The following is a 23,495-nucleotide window of genomic DNA, read 5'->3' as shown; positions in this document are numbered from 1 at the left end:
GCGATCGTGGTGGAATTGGTAGACACGCTATCTTGAGGGGGTAGTGCTTCACGGCGTGAGGGTTCAAGTCCCTCCGATCGCACCAAATTTTAGCATTGCAGTCATTATGGCAGTGGCGTGCATTGTCTGATTTGATGAAGTTTACCAAATTTTTTAAAATTTCACTTGACAATGCGGCAATTTTTGCTATAATGAGCGCCTAAATTGATGCGGGGTGGAGCAGTCTGGTAGCTCGTCGGGCTCATAACCCGAAGGTCGTTGGTTCAAATCCAGCCCCCGCTACCACTTTTTAAAATCCTTACCATGCTTAGTTGTCGTATGATGGCTTGGGTTGTAAGGTTTCATGATTGGCTAATGCCAGTGATGAATACAGGCTGATTTTGACATAAAGCCCGCTATTTTTTGTGGGCTTTTTTGTATTTGTCGTTTACCGATTTGGCGTGGCGATGTGATACAATGAAGCAATCAGCAAAGCGATACGCTCGCTAAGTTTAGGAAGAAAGTTAGGAAGTTTATAACTGACATGAAACCATCAAGCAAAATTGCAGAACTCACCGAATTGATTGCGCCTGCGGTGCGCGCGTGTGGCGTTGAGCTGTGGGGCATTGAGTTTATGCCGCAAGGTCGCAAATCGTTGCTGCGCATTTATATTGAAGTGCTGCCAGACGCCAAAGCGGCAGGCGAGCATATCACCATTGAAGATTGCACTGCGGTGAATCATCAGGTTTCTGGCGTGCTGGACGTGCATGATCCGATTGCAGGCGAGTACATTTTAGAAGTGTCATCGCCGGGCTTTGATCGTCCATTATTCAGCCCAGAGCAGGTGGCGCAGTTTATTGGTGAAGTGGTGAGTTTGCGCCTGATTCACGCCATCGGCACAGGTGATGCCAAGCGCCGCAAGGTAACGGGACGCTTGAGTGCTGCCACTGACACCACGATGAGCGTTACCACAGACGATGCACAAGTGTTTGACATTGAATTTAATAATGTGGACAAGGCAAATTTGGTTTATACTGATTAATTTGCCCATCGTTTGGCTGATTTGTTCATTCAAATCGGTAAAATGTTCATCATTGAATGCTGCATTCATCATTTTTATCAAGATTTAAAATTTTTAACACCTTGTCAGGCGGATAAATCCAAGCCAAATTGCGCTTGTTAAATCCGCCATCAACCCAAAGGATACGCAAATGAGTCGTGAGATTTTGACCGTTGTTGAGACCGTCAGTAACGAAAAAGGGCTAAATCCTGAAGACATCTTTGAAGCCATTGAGCAGGCGCTTGTGGTTTCTACCAAGAAAAAAGTCTACACCGAGCAGCCAGAAGTTGCCATTCGTGTGGCGATTGACCGCAAGACGGGCGATTACGACACTTACCGCTACTGGACGGTGGTGGCGGACGAAGACCACGAAATGCCAGCTTGCCAGCTTGCCATCAGCGATTTGGACGAAAACGAGTGGAAAATTGGCGACATCAAAGAAGAGCAGATCGAATCGATCGAATTTGGTCGTATCGCTGCCACGCAAGCCAAGCAAGTGATTATCCAAAAAATCCGTGAAGCTGAGCGTGCCTTGGTGGCGGACGCTTTTGAAGCACGCGTGGGCGAGCTGATCACTGGCGAAGTGAAAAAGCAAAGCCGTGATGGTTACATCATTGACCTTGGCGATAATGCCGAAGGTTATTTGGCAAAAGATCAGACCTTGCCAAGAGAAATGCTGCGCCCAAAAAGCCGCGTAACTTCTATTTTGTATCAAGTGAACCGTGATGGTCGTGGTTCGCAGCTTTTGTTATCACGCACCAACAAAGATATGCTGGTGGCGCTGATGACCAAAGAAGTGCCAGAAATCAGCGAAGGCATCATTGAGATTCGTGATGTGGCACGTTTGCCGGGCTTGCGTGCTAAGATTTCTGTGAAGACCAACGATCACCGCATTGACCCTGTGGGTGCGTGTATCGGTATGCGTGGCACGCGTATCCAAGCGGTACAGCAAGAGCTTGATGGCGAGCGCATTGACGTGGTGGTGTGGAGCGATGACCCAGCGCAGTACATCATCAGCGCCCTAGAGCCTGCAGACGTATCAAGTTTGGTGCTGGACGAAGACACCAAAACTGCCGACATCATCTTTGCCACCAACGACCAGCTGGCGCGCGCCATCGGTTCACAAGGGCAAAACGTGCGCTTAGCGTCTGATTTGACAGGCTATAAGCTAAACATGATGTTAGAAAGCGAATATCAAGAGCGCCAGCAATCGCAGCTAGAAGCGGTGATTGAGCTGTTTTATGAGCGTCTGGAAGTGGATCGTGATTTGGCGCAAGCCTTGGCAGAGATTGGCTTTGAGAGCATTGAAGAAGTGGCGTATGTGCCTGCCGAGACCTTCTATGACATTGACGGGCTGGACGATGATGCCATCGCCATGATTCAAGAGCGTGCCAAAGAAGCGGTGATTGCCGATGAGCTTGCCAAGCAGCAAAACGTCAAAGAGCCGTCAGCTGAATTGCTTGCGCTTGAAGGCATGACCACTGCTGTGGCGTACAAACTTGCCGAGCGCGACATCATCACGCTTGATGATTTGGCAGAGCAAGCCGTCTTTGATATTGAAGACATTGAAGGCTTGGATGCAGACAGCGCAGGTCAGCTGATTATGAACGCGCGCAAATCGTGGTTTGAATAACCATGTGCGCGCCACAAAAGAGCGCATCGTAATGGGTGCGCTGATTCGCTAAGTCTTACCAATCATGCCGTTTGGTGGTTGTGATTTGGTAAGACGACACAAGATTTATGCGCTTTGGCGTTAAAAAAGTATCAATAAACTTAAGCAGTTGGTAAATTTTAAGCACAGCAAATTTGCAGCATAAAAAACGCCACAAAAGCACGCCAAAGCCGCATCACCAAACACAAACAACCTACGTAGGTAAGAAATCCAATGGCAGATAAAAGCGTCAAAGAATTAGCAAAAAACTCAAACACCACCGCTGAAACCATCTTAAAACAGCTGGTAGATGCAGGATTGCCTGCGCGCGGTGCGGACGACACCGTCAGCGAAAGCGAACAAGAACGCCTAGTGGTATTTTTAAAACAAAGCCACGGCGAAACCCAAAAATCACGCATTAGCTTAAAAGCCAAAACCACCTCAACCGCGCAAGTTACCAGCACCTCAGGCAAAGCCAAAACCATCAACGTGGTAAAATCTAAGAAAAAAGTCTTTGAAAAGCCTGATCCTGCCAAAATCGCTGAAGAAATCGCAGCGCAAGCCAAAGCTGCTGAAGAAGCACGCCTAAAAGCCGCCGAAGAAAAACAAGCTGCCGAACGTGCCAAAAAAGAATCGGCAGACCGCCAAGCTGCAGCGCTTGCCGCCATGCGTGCTAGCAGCCAAACCTCTGAAACCAGCGAAGCACGCACCGCAGCCGCTGTGGTGGTGAAAAAGAAAAAAGATGACGAGCCAAAAGCTGAAGGCAAAGCCGAAAAAGCCGCTGATAAGAAAAAATCAGCCGCCAAACCAGCTGCAGCTAAGACTGCCAAAGCAGAAACTGCCGAAGAAAAACAAGCCCGTCTGGCGCGTGAAGCCGAAGAAGAAAAACTGCGCCAAATGGAAGCAGAAACTCGCCGTAAAGCCGCTGAAGAAGCCCAAAAACGCACGCTTGAGCAGATGAAAGAAATGGCGAGCCGCTACAGCGACAAAGACGATGCAGCCAGCGTCATCGTGCGCAAAGACGAGCCTTTGGCAAAAGGCTTGGTGGGTGCAGCACTTGAAGAATCTTTTGAAAAAGAACGCCGTGAAATCAAGCGTGGCGCAAGCACCACATCAAGCCGTTCAAAAGGCGGTAAGCGTGGCAAGTCGCAGCAAGAAGAGCGTGAGATTCGCACCAAACAGCGTGGCTTAAAATCATCGCAAGCCAACAAGCACAAGTTTGAAATGCCTGTTGAAAAAATCATCTACAACGTAGAAGTGGGTGAAAGCATTGTCGTGTCTGACTTGGCGGCAAAAATGGCGGTCAAAGTGCGCGAAGTCATCAAAAGCCTGATGAAAATGGGCGAGATGGTGCGTGAATCTGACACCATTGACCAAATGACCGCTGCTTTGGTGGTGGAAGAATTTGGTCATAATCTGGTGATGGTGAGCGACACCAAACTAGAAGATGACCTACAAGAAGCTGTGGACGAACGCTCTGGCAACGTCCAAGCACGTCCGCCAGTCGTTACCATCATGGGTCATGTTGACCACGGTAAGACATCGCTGCTTGATAAGATTCGCACCACGAAAGTGGCGTCAGGCGAAGCAGGCGGCATTACCCAGCACATTGGCGCATACCATGTGAAAACAGAGCGTGGCGTGATTACTTTCCTAGACACTCCGGGACATGCCGCCTTTACCGCCATGCGTTCGCGCGGCGCACAAGCGACCGACATCGTGGTGCTGGTGGTGGCAGCGGACGATGGCATGATGCCACAAACCGAAGAAGCGATCGACCATGCACGCGCTGCAGGCACGCCGCTGATTGTTGCCATTAATAAAATGGACAAAGACACTGCCGATCCTGACCGTGTGATTAACGAACTGGCGGTAAAAGAAGTCGTGCCAGAAGCGTGGGGCGGTGATGTGCCGATGGTACAAGTGTCTGCCAAAACTGGCATGGGCATTGACGAGCTGCTAGAAACCATCAGCATTCAAGCGGAAATCATGGAGCTAGAAGCCCCTGTAGACGGCGCAGCGCAAGGCGTGGTGATTGAATCGCGCGTGGACAAAGGGCGCGGCGCAGTGGCGAGTCTTTTGGTGAAAAAAGGCACGCTAAACCAAGGCGATTTGGTCTTGGCGGGCGAATATTATGGCAAAGTGCGTGCGATGACGGACGAAAACGGCAACCGCATCAAGCACGCAGGCCCATCTATCCCAGTGGAGATTTTGGGCTTGCCAGAAGCGCCAGCAGCAGGCAGCGAATTCCTTGTGGTATCAGACGAGAAAAAAGCGCGCGAAGTGGCAGATTTCCGTGCGGCACGTGAGCGTGAGCGTGTGCTTGAGCGTCAAAACAAAATGCGCCTTGATACGCTGTTTGAAAGCATGGGCAATGAAGTTGCAACGCTAAATATCATTCTAAAAACAGACGTTCGTGGTTCACTAGAAGCCTTGCTAAGCGCCTTGTACGAGCTGTCAACGGACGAAGTGAAAGTGCGTGTCATCAGCTCTGGCGTGGGCGCAATCACCGAATCAGACGTGATTTTGGCAGAATCGAGCGAAGCGGTGCTGCTTGGCTTTAACGTGCGTGCCGATACCGCAGGCAAGCGCAAAGCAGACGAGATGAGCATCGACATTCGTTATTATAGCGTGATTTATGGCTTGATTGACGATGTCAAGGCGGCGATGAGCGGTATGCTTGCGCCTGAACACCGTGAGCAGATTTTGGGTATTGCTGAAGTGCGTGAAGTGTTCCGCTCAAGTAAGTTTGGTGCGGCGGCTGGCTGTATGGTACAAGAAGGCACAATCCACCGCAACAAGCCAATCCGTGTTTTGCGTGATGACAAGGTGATTTTCACAGGTCAGCTGCAATCTTTGCGCCGCTACAAAGACGACGTGAACGAAGTCAAGGCGGGTATGGAATGTGGTCTTGCGGTGAAAGGCTACGAAGTTGCGGTTGGCGATTTGATTGAAGTGTTTGAAATCCATGAAGTGAAGCGTGAGCTGTGATTGCGCTGTTCATTCAAACAAAAGACCCTGCAATTTGCAGGGTCTGCATTCATTCACACACAGCTAATTAACAAGCACGCCTACGGTAAAGCCACCGTATTTAAAACCACTAAAATTATCGCGTGGTAAATTTAGCTTGGCTTACTGCATGGTGTATTACGCCAGCGATAAGCAGTCCAGCCGGCATAAAAATAATTGGGCTTGTAGCGGATAACAACTATGCTATGTTACAAAAATGAAAATAACTTGTTGTAAGCTAAGTAAAAAGTTCAGCTAAAATTGCTTGGATTTTTTGTTGTTTAGGTTTCTGCCACCAGCGCGGCGGACTTACTGAAAATTTACCCTAATGCAGCAGTCTTATTTTATTGACAAAACTGCTGCATTTGGTCTTTTAAAACGCAGGGGCAGGGTTTATACTGTTGTAAAAGATGTTAAAAAACACGCTTATGTTTGTCATCATGAGCAGAATCAAGCCTAATAAAATTGTCTGCACAGGCGCTATCAAGGTTACAATGCGCTTGATGTCAGTGATTGTAAGCGTTTTAGAATTAGCCATTCCAAGGAATTTATCCATAAAAATAATGTCAAAACCACATCAACGGCATACCACTACAAAAAACTAAAAACTTTTAAGAAAACGGTGTGGGATTTAGAGCCAATCTACCACAGCCCAAAACAAATCAAAACAAAGAGAGACGCTATGAACCAACGCCTACAACGCCTTGCCGATCAGATTCAGCGCACGCTGTCGGCATTGATCCGTGATGAGATTAACGACCCACGCTTGACGGGTTTTGTAACCATTTCTGGGGTGAAAGTCAGCCCTGATTTGGGTTATGCGGACGTGTACGTTACCGTGCTTGAGCCGAATCAAGGCACGGGCATGAATATTGACAGCCACCGTGAAAGCGTGCAGATTTTGAACCGCGCGTCAGGATTTTTGCGCACAGAGCTATCACGCACCATGAAAACTCGTACCACGCCGCGCCTACGTTTTCATTATGATGAAGTAACTGCGCACGGCAATTATATGATGAACTTGGTCAGCGAAGCCATGCAAAAAACCGCCCAAAGCGACACCAGCGACACAGACGCAGCGGACGAGCCACGCTGATGAAAGACGTCGTTTCTGGGGTGCTGCTTTTGGATAAGCCTGCCGACATCAGTTCGCATTCGGCATTGGCAAAGGCGAAGTTTTTATTAAAATCGCCCACCACCGACAGTAAAAAAGCAGGCCACACAGGCACGCTAGACCCGATGGCGACAGGGCTTTTGCCGCTGTGTTTTGGCGAAGCGACCAAATTTAGCCAGTACGGACTGGACGCTGATAAGGGCTATGAAGCCATCATCAAGCTCGGTGCTGCCAGCGATTCTGGCGATAAAGACGGGCAAATCACCGCTGCCGCAGACGTGCCAGAATTTGACGATGAGATTTTGGCGGTGGTTGCGCGTAAATTGACAGGCGCGCAAAACCAAATTCCGCCCATGTATTCTGCGCTCAAAAAAGACGGCAAAAAGCTGTACGAATACGCGCGTGCAGGCATAGAAGTGGAGCGCGCGCCACGCCCCATTCGCATTGAGACTTTGACGCTAAAAAAGCGGTCGGCAGATGAAATTGCGCTGTCGGTGCGCTGCTCAAAAGGCACTTATGTGCGTGTGCTTGGTGAAGATGTGGCAAAACAGCTTGGCACGCTTGGGCATTTGACGACATTGCGGCGCACACAAACGGGCGGATTTTCGCTTGCGCAGGCGGTGTCGCTTGCGCAGTTTGAAGCGATGGAGTTTCATGAGCGTATGGCGCAGCTTTTACCCATTGATGTACTGATGGCGCATTTGCCGATTTTGCCTGTGTCTGCCCAAGAAGCTGCGCGCCTACGTCAAGGTCAGCGTCTAAACGCCAAAGACCGCTTGGCAAATTTCACCTTTGATGATGCCGCACAAGCGGTGCGACTGTACGCTGATGATGCCTTTGTGGGGCTGGGTATGCTTGAGCCAAACGGACGTTTGCAGCCTAAAAAATTGGTGGTGTGAGGGTAATTACACCTTCGGTCAAATTTTTTTTCCGTCAAGTGAGCGCTTGGCGGATTTTTATCGTCAAAATCCGCTTTGACAAATTTTGTAACATGATTGCGCAATTCTTACAAAAATGCTTGACAGAGCCTTGCGGGGGGGGGTAGAATGAATTTGCTCTTAGCGGAGCTTTATTTACTCTTTAAGATTTATTCTTTCAGTACTTTTAAGGACGTATCATGAAAAAGTTGGTTTTGGCGGCTGCATTGGCAGGCGTATCTACTTTGGCGGTAGCAAACACTGGCTACTATGTGCAAGGAAATGTGGGTTATTCTAAACTTGAATTTAAAGATTCAGAGTTTAAGCTAAAAGACAGCGGCGCAAGCTACGGCGTGGCTGTGGGTAAAAAAGTTGGCGATATGCGTTATGCGCTGGACTACACCAACTTTGGCAAAATCAAAGTATCTGAAAACGAAGAGCGTGTAGAAAACTTTATTGATACTGGCGTGAATAACGTTACCGAGCATTACAAGGGTGAAGTAACAACGCATTCTTTGGGTTTGTCAGCGATTTATGACTTTGCGCCAGTATCAGGCTTTACACCATATGCAGGCGCACGTCTTGGTGTAAACCAAGTGAAGAGCAAAGACTCAACCGTAATCCATTATCAATCTGAAAGCGGCACTCGTACTTTTTCTGATTTTGACAGCGCAAAAGAAACCAAAGTTGGTGTAGGCGCGCTGGCTGGTGTGCAATACGCCATCAACCCAAATTTGGCGGTGGACGCTGGTGTAGAGTACAACTACCTTGGCAAGTTTGATGGTGTGAAAGGCAACCAATACGGTGCAAAAGTTGGTTTGCGCTACAGCTTCTAAGCACTGGCATTGCCATAAAATTTGAGCCATGCTCAAATGCTGCCCATCGGTCGCTCTCCACGCCGATGGGTTTTGTGTTTTTGGATTTCAAATGTGTTCAATGATTTTTTTGGCGGTTGGTTTGGGTGATTTGAGAGAAATTTGCCAAAAATAGCTGACATAAGGCGAAAAAATTGGTATAATCAGCATTTAACCGCCAATTTATTGATTGGCTTAGGCAGGCTTTAGCAATGCAATGCTTGCCTGAATTTTTCTTGCATTGCTCATTTAGGAATCTAGTTATGCTAACTAACAAAGACCGCGAAGAAATCATCGCAAAATACAAGCGTGGCGAAAACGACACAGGCAGCCCAGAAGTACAAGTAGCGCTATTGACTGCTCGTATCAACGACCTACAAGACCACTTCAAAGCGCACAAAGCTGACCATCACAGCCGCCGTGGTTTGATTCGCATGGTAAACCAACGCCGCAAACTGCTTGACTACCTAAAAGGTAAAGACCTAAACCGCTACACCGACCTAATCGGTTCGCTAGGTCTGCGTCGCTAATTTTTGGCTGGCATGGAGCTTTGGACAGCGATGACTCAAGTTGCGATGTCAAATCATGGCTTCATGCTTTGCTAAAGAATACGGCATGCCTTAGGGTGTGCCGTTTTTGTTGTTTTGGTTCAGTTTGGTGCGATTTGGTGAGATTGGCAAAGGCGGATAGATTTGGTGAATAAAAACCAAATACTTGGCAAACGCCAAAAACACCAAAGGACAGACGCTTGAACTCTAAGCCAAGTTTTTAACGTTCACGATGAACATTTTCACGATGAAAACTTCGCTTAGGGCTTTAAACGGCTGTCGTACGGTGGCTTTTGTTGCCAACACAAAACGCAACCACACCGCCAACAACACAAAACCCTATAACTCATTGAATGAAAAGGAAAAATTATGTTTAACACCATTCGTCAAGAATTTCAATACGGCAATCAAAAAGTCGTCCTAGAGACTGGCCGCTTGGCACGTCAAGCCAACTCTGTGCTGGTACACATGGGCGATGTAACCGTGCTTGTGGCTGCCGTTGTGCGCCCTGAAGCAGTCGCTGGACAAAACTTCTTTCCATTGACCGTAAACTACCAAGAAAAAATGTACGCATCGGGTAAAATCCCGGGTGGCTATGGCAAGCGTGAAGGCCGTGCCAGCGAGTTTGAAACGCTGACCAGCCGTCTGATTGACCGCCCAATCCGTCCGCTGTTCCCAGAAGGCTACTACAACGAAATCCAAATCACCGCCACCACCATCTCATCGGGCAAAACCCAAGATGCGGACATCGCAGCGATGATTGGTGCGTCTGCGGCACTTGCCATTTCTCCAGCACCGTTCAACGGCCCGATTGGTGCGGCGCGCGTGGGCTTTATCAATGGCGAATATGTGCTAAACCCAACGCTTGCTGAGCTTAAGCAAAGTGAACTGGATTTGGTGGTGGCAGGCACAAAATCTGCCGTGCTGATGGTGGAATCTGAAGCCAAAGAGCTGTCAGAAGACCAAATGCTGGGTGCGGTGCTGTACGGCCATGGTCAGCAGCAAATCGTGATTGACAACATCAACGCCTTTGCCGCAGCGGTCGGCGTAGAAAAAGCAGAATTCATCGCCCCTGCGGTGAATGAAGAGCTTGAAAGCCAGCTAAAAGCTGCGTTCACCGACAAAGTGAGTGAAGCCTACACCATCACCGTAAAACAAGACCGCTATGCACGCCTTGATGAGCTAAAAGCCGAAGCCTTGCTATTGGCTGGCGATGAAGCGGCAGAAGAATACGCTGAAAAAGTTGAGCAAATCAAAGAGCTGTTTGAGACGCTAAAATACCGCACCGTGCGTGATAATATCCTATCAGGCAAGCCACGCATTGACGGCCGCGACCTAGAAACCGTGCGTGCGCTGGACGTACAAGTGGGCGTGTTGCCATTCACACATGGCTCAGCGCTGTTCACTCGTGGTGAGACGCAGGCTTTGGTAACTACCACGCTAGGCACCAGCCGTGATGTGAACTTGGTGGACACGCTGGCTGGCACCAAGCAAGACCACTTCATGCTGCATTATAATTTCCCGCATTATTCAGTGGGCGAAACTGGTCGTGAAGGCGGGCCAAAACGCCGTGAGATTGGTCATGGTCGCCTAGCACGTCGTGGCGTGCAAGCCATGCTACCAAACCCAGAGCGTTTCCCATACACCATTCGTGTGGTGTCAGAAATCACCGAATCAAACGGCTCATCATCGATGGCGTCTGTGTGTGGTGCAAGTTTGTCTTTGATGGACGCTGGCGTACCGCTAAAAGCCCCTGTGGCAGGCATTGCGATGGGCTTGGTAAAAGAAGGCGAGCGTTTTGCGGTATTGTCGGACATCTTGGGTGATGAAGACCACTTGGGCGATATGGACTTTAAAGTGGCAGGTTCGGTAAACGGCATCACTGCCCTACAAATGGACATCAAGATTGAAGGCATCACTGCCGACATCATGGAGCAAGCGCTAAAACAAGCGCACGCTGGTCGTATCCATATCCTAGGCGCGATGAATGAAGTGATTGCTGCTTCTCGCACTGAGATTAACGCCCACGCGCCAAACTACGCCACCATTGAAATTAATCCAGAAAAAATCCGTGATGTCATCGGTAAAGGCGGCGCAACCATTCGTGCGCTGACTGAAGAGACTGGCGCGGTGATTGACATTGACGACAACGGCGTGATTCGCATTTTCGGTCAAGACCGTGCGTCTACTCGTGCGGCAATCGCCCAAATCGAAGCCTTGACCGCAGAAGTGGAAGTTGGCACGATTTATGAAGGTACGGTGGCGCGCATTGTGGACTTTGGTGCGTTCGTAACCATCTTGCCGGGTACTGATGGCTTGGTGCACATCAGCCAAATCGCTGATGAGCGTGTAGAAAGCGTAACTGACTACCTACAAGAAGGTCAGCGTGTGAAAGTACAAGTACAAGACATCGATAACCGTGGACGCATTAAGCTGACCATGAAAGGTGTTGCGCAAGACTAATTTTTTGCACCGCTTTGCAAAACCGCCCAATCGTGGCGGTTTTGTTTTGGCTAAAATGTGGTAAAAATCGTGGCGAAAATATGGCAAGGGCGGTGTTTTTTATGCCAAGTTTTATTCAAATTGACGAAAAATCGGTTAAAATAGCCGCTTTGAATGCCGTTTGAAATAGCCGCTTAAACAGCCACTTTGTCAAAGCGAAAAAGCTGTTTTTACTGATTTTAAGTTACATCAAATTCATGATTTGAACGCATTTTTTAGCCTGATTTAGCCGAATTTAAAAGTTCATTCATTGACCATTTTACTCTTATAAACATCATGAACAAGCCCATGCACCACACCGAACCAACCCTAGAAAACAGCGCCATCATTGATGAAATGCGCCGCCTGATTGCCGTACTTAAAAAGCACAACCACGCCTACTATGTGCTGGACAATCCGACCATCAGCGATGGTGAGTATGACGAACTTAGAAAGCGTCTGCTGGCGCTGGAAAATGCACACCCCACGCTCAAGCAGGACGACAGCCCGACTGACAGCGTGGGCGATAAGCCTTTGCCGGCTTTCACGCAGGTAACGCATGATATCGCCATGCTGTCTTTGGGCAATGTGTTTAGCTTTGATGAGTTGGCGAGTTTTATGCGCCGTGTCAATGATCGCCTAGACTTGGCGAGCCAAAACCCAGAATACGAGATGGAGCTTAAGCTGGACGGTTTGGCGGTGTCCTTAAAATATGCGCACGGCAAATTTGTGCAAGCGGTAACGCGCGGCGATGGGCGTGTGGGCGAAGACATCACGCATAATGTCAAAACCATTCGCAATCTGCCTTTGGTTTTGCCAAGCTGTGCGGACATTGCCATGCTGGAAGTGCGTGGCGAAGTGCTGATGCCCAAAGCGGGATTTGTGCGCCTAAATCGTGAAAGCGAGCAAAAGGGCGAAAAAACCTTCGCTAACCCAAGAAACGCTGCGGCAGGCTCATTGCGTCAGCTCAACCCTGCCATCGCCGCCGCACGTCCGTTGGCGTTTTTTGGTTATTCGGTGAATCAAGGTTTGCCCACGCACATCACCACGCAATCAGGCGCGCTAAGCTGGCTTGGTGAGCTTGGATTTGAGACTGCGCCTTTTGCCACGGCTGCCACCGCCAAAGACGTGCAGGCGTATTATGAAAAAGTGGGGCGTGAGCGTGCCGATTTGCCGTTTGAGATTGACGGCATGGTGATTAAGGTGAATGCGCTGGCATTGCAGGACGATTTGGGCTTTTTAAGCCGTGAGCCACGCTGGGCGACCGCTTATAAATTCGCTGCCGAAGCTGCCGTTACCAAACTTGTGGCGGTGGAATGGCAAGTGGGGCGCACAGGGCAGCTGACGCCTGTGGGCAAACTTGAGCCTGTGGCGGTGGGCGGCGTTACTGTGAGTAATGTAACTTTGCATAATTTTGGTGAGATTGGGCGGCTGGGGCTGATGGTGGGCGACATGGTCAGCATTCACCGCGCAGGCGATGTGATTCCAAAAGTGGGCGGCGTGATGACGGAGCTGCGTGGCGATGACGCTTTGCCCATCAGCTTGCCGAGTGCTTGCCCTGTGTGCGCATCGCCTGTGGTGCTGCCAGAAGGTGAGGCTTTGGCGCGCTGCACTGGCGGGCTGTTTTGTGCCGCCCAAGCCCAAGAAGCGCTGATTCACTTTGTCAGCCGCCGTGCCATGGACATTGATGGATTGGGCAAGCAGTGGCTCATCAGTTTTCATGATTTGGGCTTGATTAAGACGGTGGCGGACATTTATCGCTTGCATGAAATTCGTGAGAAATTGACCGAGCTTGAAGGCTTGGGCGAAAAGTCGGTAGAAAAAATGCTTGCCGCCATTGAAAAATCCAAAGCCACGACCTTGCCACGCTTTATTTTTGCGCTGGGCATTCGTGGCGTGGGCGAGAGTACCGCGGCAAACTTAGCAAGTGCGTTTGGTGAGCTTGCCAATTTACAAGCGGCGAGCCTAGAAGCCTTGCTTGGTGTGCCAGACGTGGGCGAAATCACCGCACAAAATGTGTACGATTTTTTCCGTGCAGCGCATAATGTGGAAGTGATTGATGCGCTCATCGCAGCAGGCGTGCATTGGCAAGCGGTGGTGGCAAGCGAGCAAGATTTGCCACTGGACGGACAGACGTGGGTGGTAACAGGTACACTTGGTGCGATGGGGCGTGATGAAGCCAAGGCGCATTTGCAGGCGCTGGGCGCAAAAGTGTCTGGCAGCGTATCCGCCAAGACCAGCGTGCTTTTGGCAGGCGAGAAGGCAGGCTCAAAGCTGGATAAGGCGACTGCGCTTGGCGTAAAAATCGTGGACGAAGCTGAGTTTATGGCGCTGCTGGCAGAATATCAGCGTGTGATGGTGTGATGGCAAGGCTGGATAATTATCAGTGCAATGATTGCGTAAAATTATCCAGCAAAATTGCCAAACGCCCTTGAAAAATATATATCATTCCCTTATGTTGGCATTTATATAAGATTGATAACTTAATTTTTGTATTTTTATTGAAATGCTGGTGGCTGGGCGTGGCGTTGGGGCTTGAGAACTGTTTGTTGGTAAATTTCCCACTTGGCAAGGCGGACAAACCCACGCCATCAGTAAAAATCAAGGAATGACGATGACAAAGCGTAGCAGCGGTGATTTTATGTCCATGTTTGGGCTGCTTATCGGCTGTATTTTGTTTGGGCTGGGCAGTTTGATTGTGGCGCACGTTGAGAGCGTGGGTGGTTTTGCCATGGCGTTTTGGCGGCTTTTGATTTCGGCACTGATTTTTTGGGTGCTGGCGCTGTTATTTCGCCAAAAATTTCCCACGAATAAAAAAGCCACCCTGTTTGCGCTGCTGTCAGGCGTGGCATTGGGTCTGGATTTGGCACTGTGGCATGAGAGTATTTATGCGGTGGGGCCGGGGATTTCCACGCTGCTAAATAGCTTGCAGATTTTCTTTTTGGCGTTCATCGGCTTTGTGTGGTTTGGCGAGCGGCAGACGAAAATGCAGCTGCTAAGTCTTGTGTTGGCGTCTTTGGGCGTGGCTTTTATTGCCAGTCCTGAATTTGCGCATAACAAAGCGGCATTGTGGGGCTTTGTGTCTGGCATTGCTTCTGGTGCGTTTTTGGCGCTGTCTATGGCGTTCATTCGCCGCACGCACGAGACGGTGTCTGTGCCGATTTTGCCGATGATGACGATTGTCGGTGCTGGCGGTGCGACATCGCTATTACCCATGATGCTATTATGGGATTGGGGCAAAATCATGCCGACCACGCTGTCAGAAGTGGGCTGGATTTTGGTGTATGGCGCGGTCATGCAGTGCTTGGCGTGGGGCTTGATTGCGTTTTCTATTCCGCGTTTGGCGCTGTCTTTGACGGGGCTTTTGCTGCTGTCTGAGCCTGTGGCGGCATTGGTGATTGATTATTTTTGGCTGCATAAACCCATCAATGGCTTACAATGGGGCGGTGCGTTTTTGGTGATGGTGGCGATTTATTTGGGGTCGTTAAAGGCGAAAAGCGCAAAGAATACTTAAGTAATTCAAATACTTATAAAAACCATACAAACAAAAAAACGGACGAAAATTTTTGTCCGTTTTTTATTTTAGCTCTTTTTAGCTTTGGGTGCGTTTTACGGCGTATCTTTTGGTGCGATGACGATTGGCAATACCAAACCCTTGCCAAAATTATCCGCAAAGACGTATTCGTGCGTTTCGCCCACCACGTCAGCTGTGGTGGTGATGACAAGCGACATTTTTTCGCCATCGGTCAGCGTGTGGCCGATGTATTTGCCGTCCGCCAGCTGGTCTAAGATTTTGCCAAGTGCTTCAGGGGCTGCCATGCCCACGACAATGCTGTGCTGGGCGGCTTTGGGGCTGATGTTGTAGGCTTTGGCATAATTGGCGACCGCTTCGCTGTCAAGGGCGATGGGGTAGTCGTAGTTTGCGGTGTCGGCGCGTGGTTCGCTGGTGTCAATGTATTGCCAGTCAATTTGCGCTTTGCCATCGCTTGTGATGATGGGCTTGGCTTGGATTTCGTCTGCTGGGTGCGTGCCATCGTCAAGCGTGGTGAGCAGTGCGTCCAAATCTGCCGTACCGTGCGCCGCTGCTACGTCCGCTTGTGAAATTTCGCTTGCGTCTTGTGCAGCTTCGCTTGTGTCTTGTGCGGTTTCGTTCGGCTGGGCTGGCGTGGTTTGGCTGCAGCCTGCCAGCAAAGCGATTGCCAATAAAGGATAAAAAATTCGTGCTGTCATGATGTTCTCGTTAAATTTGGGGTTGTGATGCGGTAATTTTTATGTTTTGTGCGTCAGTTTGCCAAGTTGTCGGTTCGCTGGTTTGATTTGCCAAGCCGCTAGTTTACCAAGTCATTGGGCAAAATCAAGCTAATCTAAGGTGATTTTTGTGCCAGACTTGATGAAATTCATCGCAAATTGGCTGTTGAACTGCGCCACGTTATTTTCGCTCGTCAGCCATTGACGTGTAAACGCATGATAATCCTGCATATTTTTGCTATTCACCAGCAAAATAAAATCATAATCGCCAGAAATTTCATAGCAACTGGTTACCGAATTTTGCGCTGCCATCAGCCGCTCAAAACGCTGCTGCATAGACGTATTGGAATGCAGCATTTTCACCATCACAATCACCGTCAGCTGATGACCGACCTTCACAGGATCAACGATGGCGACTTGCCGTGCGATGATTTTTTGGGTGGTTAGGGCGTTGATGCGTCTTTGGGCGGTGGCGGTGGAGATGTTTAGGCGTTCGGCAAGCGTTTTTAGCGGCAAGGTGGCGTCGTCTTGCAAAAGATTGAGCAGCTGTTTATCGGTATCGTCAAGGGTGTGCATAAAATGGCTGGCAGTAAAATGATTGATGGCAAAATGGGTGAAAACGGCAAAGTTTGGGAAGTTGCCAAATTATGAGAAATTTTATCATAAATTGGCAAAATATGAAAAATAAACTCAAAATTTTACCAAAATTGGTGAAATTTCATCAAACAAACTGCGTAAAATACGCCAAATCATTAAGCGATTTCATGCTTATTTTTAAGCGACTACCCATTTTTAAAATCCACCCAACGACCACAAGTAAAACCATGACTACGACCACTTTTGCCCAAACGCCAGCACGCACGCAGACACCAGCAAAGCCTGCGCCAACTCATGCAGCCAACACCACCAAGCAGCGCCTGATGTGGGGCGTGGGACTTGCTGTGCTGTCAAATGTGCTGTTTGGCGTGCTGTACGCTTATGGCAAATGGCTTGCGCCTTTGACGGGGACGTCTGTGTTTTTGTGGCGCATGGTGATGATGTGGCTGTGCCTTGCGTTGGTGCTGGGTTTGACAGGTCGCCTTACGCTTGTGCTGCGTGATTTGCAAGGCGTGCGTGGCGTGAAATCGTGGGCGTGGCTTTTGATTCCTACGCCAATTTTCGCCAGCCAGCTGTGGCTATTTATGTGGGCGCCATTAAACGGACAAGGCGTGGCGGCAGCGATGGGCTATTTTTTATTTCCTTTGGTGATGGTGCTGTTTGGCGCAGCGATTTTTAAGGAAAAATTAACAAAACTGCAGTGGCTGGCAGTGGGTTTGGCAGCGATGGGCGTGCTGGCGGAAATCGTGCGCACAGGCAGTATCAGCTGGGCGACGTTTTGGGTGTGCGGCACTTATCCGATTTATTACATCATGCGCCGCAAGCAAGGCATTCGTGCGCTGACGGGCTTGTTTTTGGATTGCTCCATCATTGCGCCATTTTGCTTGGCGTGGCTTTTGTGGCAGCAGGCAGACGTGGCGATGATGGTGCTTGGCGATGTGCCGCTGATGGCGAAAATCGTGGGGCTTGGCGTGCTGAGCGTGCTGGCTTTGCAGTCTAATTTAGAAGCCAATCGCTTGCTGCCCGTCAGTCTGTTTGGTATGCTTGGCTATCTTGAGCCTGCGCTGCTGTTCGTGCTTGCGGTAACGGTGCTGGGTGGTGCGTTTAGCATGGGAATGCTTGCCAGTTATGGGCTGATTTGGGCGGGCATTGGCTGTTTGATTATACAAGGCGTGATGGCAAGTCGCCGCCGATTTGACCCAAGAGCAGCATGATTTGGCGTGCGTTTTTGGCAAAAATTTCAAAAACTATTGTTAATTTATTCTAAATAATTTTACGCACTAAAAACCATCAAAAACCGCTGCCAACACGACAGCGGTTTTATAGCATTTGCCAAAACGAAATTTTCAAACGAAACTTAGATAAAGCAAACTTCGCCAACTGCAGCAAAAATCAGCGCATATCTGCCTTAAAGCCACGTTTTTTGTCCATTTGCCAATCACGTTCTTTAAGCGTGGCACGTTTGTCGTGCAGTTTTTTACCCTTGGCAAGGGCGATTTCGCATTTGACGCGCGCGCCTTTCCAGTAGCAAGACAGCGGCACGACCGCATAGCCTTTTTGGTTCACCATGCCAAACAGCTTGTCAATTTCACGGCGATTGAGCAGCAGTTTGCGTGTGCGAATGTTGTCAGGATTGACGTGCGTGGAGCTGGTCAAAAGCGGCTGAATGTGCGCGCCGAATAAAAACGCTTCGCCGCCTTTGAAAATCACATAAGCGTCCGTGATTGCCATTTTGCCTGCACGAATGGATTTTACTTCCCACCCTTCAAGCGCAAGCCCCGCTTCGATGGTTTCTTCAATGAAATATTCGTGGCGGGCTTTTTTGTTGGCGCAGATTTGATTGCTGGGTTTTTTTGCCATGATGGTTTCCTAATGTGTTTTGCGCCATTATATAGCAATTTTGCCAAAGAATAAAACCGCTTTTGCTGGCGGCGGCTTGGCTGCTGGCGGATTACGCCCATGAAATCGGCAGGTTTGGCAAGTGGCGTTTGCTTTTGCGTCAAAGAATTGCTAATATGCAAAGATTGACAAGGCGTGGTTTGCACCAAGTTTGCATGACGCTTGGCGGTGATGATGGGTTTGTTTGCCAGTCATTTACCAGCCAAAAAACCGCCTTGCGAGTTTAACCGTATTTTAAACCACATTTAACGTAGGATAATTTTAAGGAATTTTTATGCTAAACAGCGCCCCAACCATTGAAACTTTGCTTAATCACCGCTCAATTCGCAAATACACAGGCGAGCCGATTTCTGAAGAAATGCTTACCGCCATCTTAGAAGCAGGACGTGCGGTGTCCACGTCAAGTTTTTTGCAAGCGACCAGCATCGTGCGTGTTAGCGACCCTGCCAAGCGCACGGCATTTCGCCAGATTTCTTGCGACATGACGGCAGACGAATACGCTCAAGCGCAGGCGGACGGCAAGCGTTTGGGGCATGGCTATGTGGAAAGCTGCGCAGAATATTTGGTGTTTTGTATGGACGCCAAACGCCATCATCAGCTGGCTGACGTGAATACAGACTGGACGGAAGTAACGCTGATTGGGGCGATTGATGCGGCTTTGATGGCGCAAAACGTGCTGGCAGCCGCAGAAAGTTTGGGTTTGGGCGGCGTGTACATCGGTAGCTTGCGTAATGACATTGCCCGTGCCAGCGAGCTGCTTGAGTTGCCAAAACACGTTGTGCCGCTGTTTGGTCTGTGCCTTGGACACCCAGACATGACATCAAAAATCAATCAATCGCAGCGCCCACGTTTGCCGCTGGACGTGCTGGTTTCTACCGACACTTATAAGGTGGCAAGCGAGAGCGATTTGGCAGAGTATAACGAAAAAGTGCGTGAATACTACAATGGACGTGGCTTGGATTTGGATTGGAAAGCGCAAATCGCAGCGACTTTTGGCGGTGATGTGCGCCCATTCATGCTAGAATATCTGAATGCACAAGGTTTTGCAAAACGCTAATCCAGCGATATTGTAAATCACCTGAAAAAATAAAAAGCCAGCCGAAATTACGACTGGCTTTTTTATGCGTTTAAAAACTTTGATGGGTTTAAAAACTTATCTGCGCCACATCAAAACGCCGTGCCAAGTTGCACGAATGCGCCTGCGCCTTTGTCATCGCCTGTGCGATAATTTACGCCAGCTGCGGCATTGATTTTAGCAAAATTGCCTTGTACGCCCAGCGCAAAGCGTGCGCCGCTGGTGTCTGGCGATGATACTGGTAATGAGAAACTATTTGCATTTGTCAAACCTGCAATGCGTGCGCTGATGGTGGTGTCATCGTCATCGGTGAGCTGGTGGGTGTAGCCAGCTTCGGCAAAGGCGTTTGCGCTGTCGTTGATGGCGAATTTACCACGCACGCCAAGACTTGCGTTCACATCGCTGAATTCTTGGCGTTCAAAGTGCATGGCGCTGGACGCTTTGCCGTTTTCGCTCAGGCTGGTTAGGCTGGTGCGCACGGCATTTAGCCCCACATAAGGCGATACGGTGCTGCGCCCAAATTGGTAATGTTTGGCGTATTTGGCGGAGGCGTTCAGCTGTGTGCCACGACCTTCAGCTTCGTGCGTGTGTACGGCTTTACCGATGTTGGCGTGGCGTGTGCTGTCGGTGTGTAGGCGGTCTGCGCCCAGCACGAGTGTGAGTGTGCTGTCGTTGCCGTAGTGTTGGTTGTGGTACACGCCAAAGCCTGTGCTTTTGCTTTCAAATTGACCTTTATTACCCCAGTCTGGCTTGATTTTGCTGTGATTGGCATAAAAGCCTGTGGTGCTGTTTTGGCTAAGTAAATTTGAAACGTCCACACCAATCAAGGCATTTGGTGCGGTGTGCTTATCGCTTTCAAGGCTTGCTGTGCCAAGCGTTTCGTGCTGGTGCGCCGCGCCAAGCAGCCAAACATTAGCACGTTTTTCATCATGTTTTGGCTTGTCCAGCAAATCCGTGTGGCGCAGGACATCGTCTTGGCGAGCGAATGCAGCGTGATGCGTCAAGGCACGAGCAGCGGCGATTTGCGTTGGTGCTTCAATCACCGAACGTGCATAGTCGGCAAGCGCTTTGTGCGTTGCGCCTGATGGGTGAATGTCGTCAGCGAAAAGATACGTCTGGTTGGCGTTCGACTCTACCAGCGTGTTTGGTGTGCATAGCAGCGAATTGACAACGGAGCAAGCTGTACGAGTGGTGTGACTAAAGCCGTATTCGCTTGGATTTGCCGCCACTTCTTGTAGCAGGCTAAAAGTATCCAGCGCAATGACGTTTGCACCGCTGGATTTTAGCTGCGCCGCCACAAGATTATTAAAGGTGTTTGCAGCTGTGGTGGCTTGTGCTTGCGTGCCGCCTGCGATGGCTCTTGGTGTTAAGCCCATGTCGGGCAAATTTGGCACTACAATGTATTTTGCGCCATGTTCGTGTAAGGTTTTGACCGCTGCAGCGGTGTCATTGGCGGCTTGCAGTACGGTTCTTTGCGCACTGGCGGTGTCGCTTTCAGTGGCGGCAAGCAAGTCGTTTGCTCCAATCCACACGCTGTACAGCGCATTGCTGTCCACGCCACGTTCGCTGATGTGCTTGTCAATTTGTGCGTGTACAGAAGGTGCGTTTAGTCCATAGTTATTCACTGCGGTATTCACTCTTGCGCCGCCTGCTGCGTAGTTGTTGCCAGCGTCTGACAAGGCGGTGCTGTCAGCGTTTGAGCTGTAGGATTTTGCCAAATGCTGCGCCCAAACTTCATCAGGATTGGTGGTGAATTTGGCTTCTGAACCGCCACCAAGCATTTTAACAATCAGGCTTTCTTTAAAAGTGCCGCTGTCTGTTAGGCTATCGCCAAAAAACACCGTTTGGCTAAAATCGGCAGCAAAGGCAGGCGTGCTGGCAATCGCAAGGCTAAGCGCAAGTACGCTGGGAGAAAATTTCATAAACGCTCCTTGTTTGCAAAAGGCGTAAGGTTGGTGAAGTGAGCCAAATTGATTAAAAATGACTAATTGGTCATCAATAATACTCAAATCATCAAATTTTGGCAAGCGTTTTGTGTATGAGTGTACGCTAATTTTGGTGAATTGCCATAAATTTACCGTCATTTTGCGACTATTTTACCGCCCATTTGCCACCGATTTGCCGTTAATTCATCAAATTGCGTATAAAATTGGCGCAGTTTTGCCAAAATTCTTTTAAATTTAGCCAAAATTTGATAGCATAGGCGGTTGGTGAATTTGCTGACGTGTAAAAAGCTTTGCCAAACTTAAGTCGGCAGCACACCAATATTCAACAAAACACAACAAAAGTTTCTCGCATGAGCAGCCACACCCCAACAAAAGCCTTATATCCCGGCACATTTGACCCAATCACCAACGGACACATTGATTTGGTGCAGCGTGCGCTCAAATTATTTGACGAAGTCATCATCGCGGTGGCGTTTGCACACCACAAAAAACCGCTGTTTAGCTTTGATGAGCGTGTGGCGATGGTCAAGCAAGTTTTTGCCGATGATTCACGCATTTCGGTGGTGGGTTTTGAAGGGCTGCTGGTGGATTTCGCCAAAGAAACGAGCGCCAGTGCGGTGATTCGTGGGCTGCGTGCGGTGTCGGATTTTGAGTACGAATTTGGCTTGGCGAACATGAACCGCAGCCTTGATGAGAATTTTGAAGCGATTTTTCTAACGCCTGCCCAAGAATATTCGTTCGTGTCGTCCACTTTGGTGCGAGAAGTGGCGAAATTGGGCGGTGATGTGTCAAAATTTGTCCCGCAAGGCGTGCTGGACGGCTTTGCCCAAAAATTCGCCAAATAATCTTTAATCATCCATTTATCTTAAAATTTAGCTTATAAAGGTGGCAACATGGCACTAATCATCACTGACGAATGTATCAACTGCGATGTGTGCGAGCCTGTTTGCCCAAACGAAGCCATCTCAGCAGGCGATGACATTTATGTGATTGACCCTGCGCTATGCACCGAATGCGTGGGGCATCACGATGTGCCGCAGTGCGTGGAAATTTGCCCTGTGGACTGCATTCCAAAAGACCCAAACCACCCAGAAAGCGAAGCTGAATTACTGGCAAAATATCAGCGTCTGACGGGCGGCGCGTGATTGCTATTATAAGGATAGCTTTGCAGCTATTTATAAGTATAAAAGTCATAAACATAAAAGCAGTTTGATTTACGCAAATTTTTCAAACCAGCCATGCGCTGGTTTTTTGCTATTTTGCTAAAGTGAAAAGTTTTGCCAGAAGTGGTTAAAAGGCATTGGTAATGAAATAGTCAATCAACGCACAAAATAAATGCACGAGTAAATTGTCGTAAGTGCAAAAAAGTGTTATAATGAACTCTTGGCAAGCCAGACAATCGCTGCCCGACCACTTAATCTAAGGATTTTTAGCAAACGGTGTTTTAGATGTTTAGATTAAGTGGTCGGGGAGAGGAAAGTCCGGGCTACACAGGGCGACGTGCTAGCTAACGGCTAGGGGGCGCAAGCCTACGACCAGTGCAACAGAGAGCAGACCGCTCCGCTACCTTTTGATAATTTGCTGATTATAAAAGCATTAAAGTTGTTAAAAGGTAGCGGAGTAAGGGTGAAAGGGTGCGGTAAGAGCGCACCGCATGGCTGGCAACAGTTCATGGCAGGGTAAACTCCACGTGTAGCAAGACCAAATAGGAACTCAATCGGTTGCCCGCCGAGAGTTCGGGTAGGTTGCTTGAGCGTGTTGGCGACAGCACGCCTAGATGAATGATTGTCCACGACAGAACCCGGCTTATCGGTTTGCCAAAAATTTTAAAAAATTATCAAAAATGTTATTGACGAGTGCAAATTTTATCTGTATAATGCGCACCCTGTAACGGCGATGTAGCTCAGCTGGTTAGAGCGTACGACTCATAATCGTAAGGTCAAGAGTTCAAGTCTCTTCATCGCCACCATTTTTACCATAAATTTTATGAAAAAATGCTTGACATTCAAGCAATAATAAAATAGAATGGCAAGTCCGAGCCAACAAAAAGGGTTCGGAAAGTGAAAAGCAAAAAATTTTAAATTTTTTAAAAATTTTGCTTGACACCCTAAAAAATC

The 23,495-nt window shown here is 49.0% G+C and carries 18 protein-coding genes, 3 tRNA genes, 1 other RNA gene and 1 pseudogene; 19 read left to right on the top strand and 4 right to left on the bottom strand.

The annotated features are described in order from the left end of the window. The 13 genes and pseudogenes from B0181_RS01800 (at position 1) to B0181_RS01745 (ending at position 15,127) form a co-directional block, all read left to right on the top strand. Positions 1 to 85: transfer RNA gene (locus B0181_RS01800), tRNA-Leu, on the top strand. Between the two features lie 123 nt (positions 86 to 208). After that, positions 209 to 285, top strand: a tRNA-Met gene (locus B0181_RS01795). Between the two features lie 238 nt (positions 286 to 523). Next, positions 524 to 1,021, top strand: a complete 498-nt coding sequence (gene rimP / locus B0181_RS01790) for a ribosome maturation factor RimP (RefSeq protein WP_078275787.1) — start codon at positions 524 to 526, stop codon at positions 1,019 to 1,021. Positions 1,022 to 1,190: 169 nt separating this feature from the next. Next, positions 1,191 to 2,672, top strand: coding sequence for a transcription termination factor NusA (gene nusA, locus B0181_RS01785; RefSeq protein WP_078275786.1), 1,482 nt, complete (start codon positions 1,191 to 1,193; stop codon positions 2,670 to 2,672). Between the two features lie 252 nt (positions 2,673 to 2,924). Then, a complete protein-coding gene (gene infB / locus B0181_RS01780) occupies positions 2,925 to 5,681 on the top strand; it encodes a translation initiation factor IF-2 (protein WP_078275785.1) in 2,757 nt (918 codons plus the stop codon). Between the two features lie 235 nt (positions 5,682 to 5,916). Beyond that, positions 5,917 to 6,287, top strand: a pseudogene (locus tag B0181_RS12340) (transposase); the annotation flags it as partial. Positions 6,288 to 6,381: 94 nt separating this feature from the next. After that, complete coding sequence (locus tag B0181_RS01775) at positions 6,382 to 6,795, top strand: ribosome-binding factor A (RefSeq protein WP_078275784.1); 414 nt, start codon at positions 6,382 to 6,384, stop codon at positions 6,793 to 6,795. Continuing rightward, positions 6,795 to 7,712: a tRNA pseudouridine(55) synthase TruB gene (truB, locus tag B0181_RS01770; RefSeq protein WP_078275783.1), complete on the top strand. Its 918-nt coding sequence runs from the start codon at positions 6,795 to 6,797 to the stop codon at positions 7,710 to 7,712. The genes B0181_RS01775 and truB overlap by 1 nt, the downstream gene beginning before the upstream one ends. Positions 7,713 to 7,930: 218 nt before the next feature. Continuing rightward, the gene (locus tag B0181_RS01765) at positions 7,931 to 8,566 is read left to right on the top strand and encodes an opacity family porin (protein ID WP_078275782.1); all 636 of its coding nucleotides are present in this window, start codon (positions 7,931 to 7,933) and stop codon (positions 8,564 to 8,566) included. Between the two features lie 281 nt (positions 8,567 to 8,847). Further along, entirely contained in the window at positions 8,848 to 9,114 is a 267-nt protein-coding gene (gene rpsO / locus B0181_RS01760) for a 30S ribosomal protein S15 (RefSeq protein WP_078275781.1), read from the top strand. 387 nt (positions 9,115 to 9,501) lie between these two features. After that, a complete protein-coding gene (gene pnp, locus B0181_RS01755) occupies positions 9,502 to 11,595 on the top strand; it encodes a polyribonucleotide nucleotidyltransferase (RefSeq protein WP_078275780.1) in 2,094 nt (697 codons plus the stop codon). Positions 11,596 to 11,922: 327 nt separating this feature from the next. Continuing rightward, complete coding sequence (gene ligA / locus B0181_RS01750; RefSeq protein WP_245953239.1) at positions 11,923 to 13,977, top strand: NAD-dependent DNA ligase LigA; 2,055 nt, start codon at positions 11,923 to 11,925, stop codon at positions 13,975 to 13,977. Between the two features lie 250 nt (positions 13,978 to 14,227). Further along, a complete protein-coding gene (locus B0181_RS01745; RefSeq protein ID WP_078275778.1) occupies positions 14,228 to 15,127 on the top strand; it encodes a DMT family transporter in 900 nt (299 codons plus the stop codon). A 95-nt stretch (positions 15,128 to 15,222) separates the two neighbouring features. On the opposite strand, the gene B0181_RS01740 is transcribed toward B0181_RS01745, so the two are convergent. Together B0181_RS01740 and B0181_RS01735 are read right to left on the bottom strand one after the other, a co-directional pair. Next, the gene (locus B0181_RS01740) at positions 15,223 to 15,843 is read right to left on the bottom strand and encodes a hypothetical protein (RefSeq protein WP_078275777.1); all 621 of its coding nucleotides are present in this window, start codon (positions 15,841 to 15,843) and stop codon (positions 15,223 to 15,225) included. Between the two features lie 129 nt (positions 15,844 to 15,972). Then, positions 15,973 to 16,437: an Lrp/AsnC family transcriptional regulator gene (locus tag B0181_RS01735; RefSeq protein WP_078275776.1), complete on the bottom strand. Its 465-nt coding sequence runs from the start codon at positions 16,435 to 16,437 to the stop codon at positions 15,973 to 15,975. A 248-nt stretch (positions 16,438 to 16,685) separates the two neighbouring features. On the opposite strand from B0181_RS01735, the gene rarD reads away from it, so the two are divergent. Further along, positions 16,686 to 17,672 carry an EamA family transporter RarD gene (rarD, locus tag B0181_RS01730; protein WP_245953242.1) on the top strand — a complete coding sequence of 329 codons (987 nt, stop codon included), beginning with the start codon at positions 16,686 to 16,688 and terminating at the stop codon, positions 17,670 to 17,672. Between the two features lie 178 nt (positions 17,673 to 17,850). Here rarD and smpB read toward each other — a convergent pair whose 3' ends face one another. After that, positions 17,851 to 18,318: an SsrA-binding protein SmpB gene (smpB, locus tag B0181_RS01725; protein WP_078275775.1), complete on the bottom strand. Its 468-nt coding sequence runs from the start codon at positions 18,316 to 18,318 to the stop codon at positions 17,851 to 17,853. 313 nt (positions 18,319 to 18,631) lie between these two features. On the opposite strand from smpB, the gene nfsA reads away from it, so the two are divergent. Continuing rightward, positions 18,632 to 19,414 carry an oxygen-insensitive NADPH nitroreductase gene (gene nfsA, locus B0181_RS01715; RefSeq protein WP_078275773.1) on the top strand — a complete coding sequence of 261 codons (783 nt, stop codon included), beginning with the start codon at positions 18,632 to 18,634 and terminating at the stop codon, positions 19,412 to 19,414. Between the two features lie 110 nt (positions 19,415 to 19,524). Here the strand turns inward: nfsA and B0181_RS01710 are convergent, their stop codons facing one another. Continuing rightward, the gene (locus B0181_RS01710; RefSeq protein WP_158078918.1) at positions 19,525 to 21,354 is read right to left on the bottom strand and encodes an autotransporter domain-containing protein; all 1,830 of its coding nucleotides are present in this window, start codon (positions 21,352 to 21,354) and stop codon (positions 19,525 to 19,527) included. Between the two features lie 374 nt (positions 21,355 to 21,728). On the opposite strand from B0181_RS01710, the gene coaD reads away from it, so the two are divergent. The 4 genes from coaD (at position 21,729) to B0181_RS01690 (ending at position 23,347) form a co-directional block, all read left to right on the top strand. Then, on the top strand, positions 21,729 to 22,223 hold the full coding sequence (coaD, locus tag B0181_RS01705; protein WP_078275771.1) for a pantetheine-phosphate adenylyltransferase: 495 nt from the start codon (positions 21,729 to 21,731) through the stop codon (positions 22,221 to 22,223). A gap of 48 nt (positions 22,224 to 22,271) precedes the next feature. Next, on the top strand, positions 22,272 to 22,523 hold the full coding sequence (locus tag B0181_RS01700) for a YfhL family 4Fe-4S dicluster ferredoxin (protein ID WP_078275770.1): 252 nt from the start codon (positions 22,272 to 22,274) through the stop codon (positions 22,521 to 22,523). A gap of 238 nt (positions 22,524 to 22,761) precedes the next feature. Further along, positions 22,762 to 23,203, top strand: an RNA gene (gene rnpB / locus B0181_RS01695) — RNase P RNA component class A. A gap of 67 nt (positions 23,204 to 23,270) precedes the next feature. Further along, positions 23,271 to 23,347 (top strand) — tRNA-Met (locus B0181_RS01690). The last annotated feature ends 148 nt before the right edge of the window (positions 23,348 to 23,495 follow it).

It is taken from the genome of Moraxella caviae (assembly GCF_002014985.1).
GTDB classification, from domain to species: Bacteria; Pseudomonadota; Gammaproteobacteria; order Pseudomonadales; family Moraxellaceae; genus Moraxella; species Moraxella caviae.
This window is presented reverse-complemented; position numbering and strand designations above follow the sequence as displayed.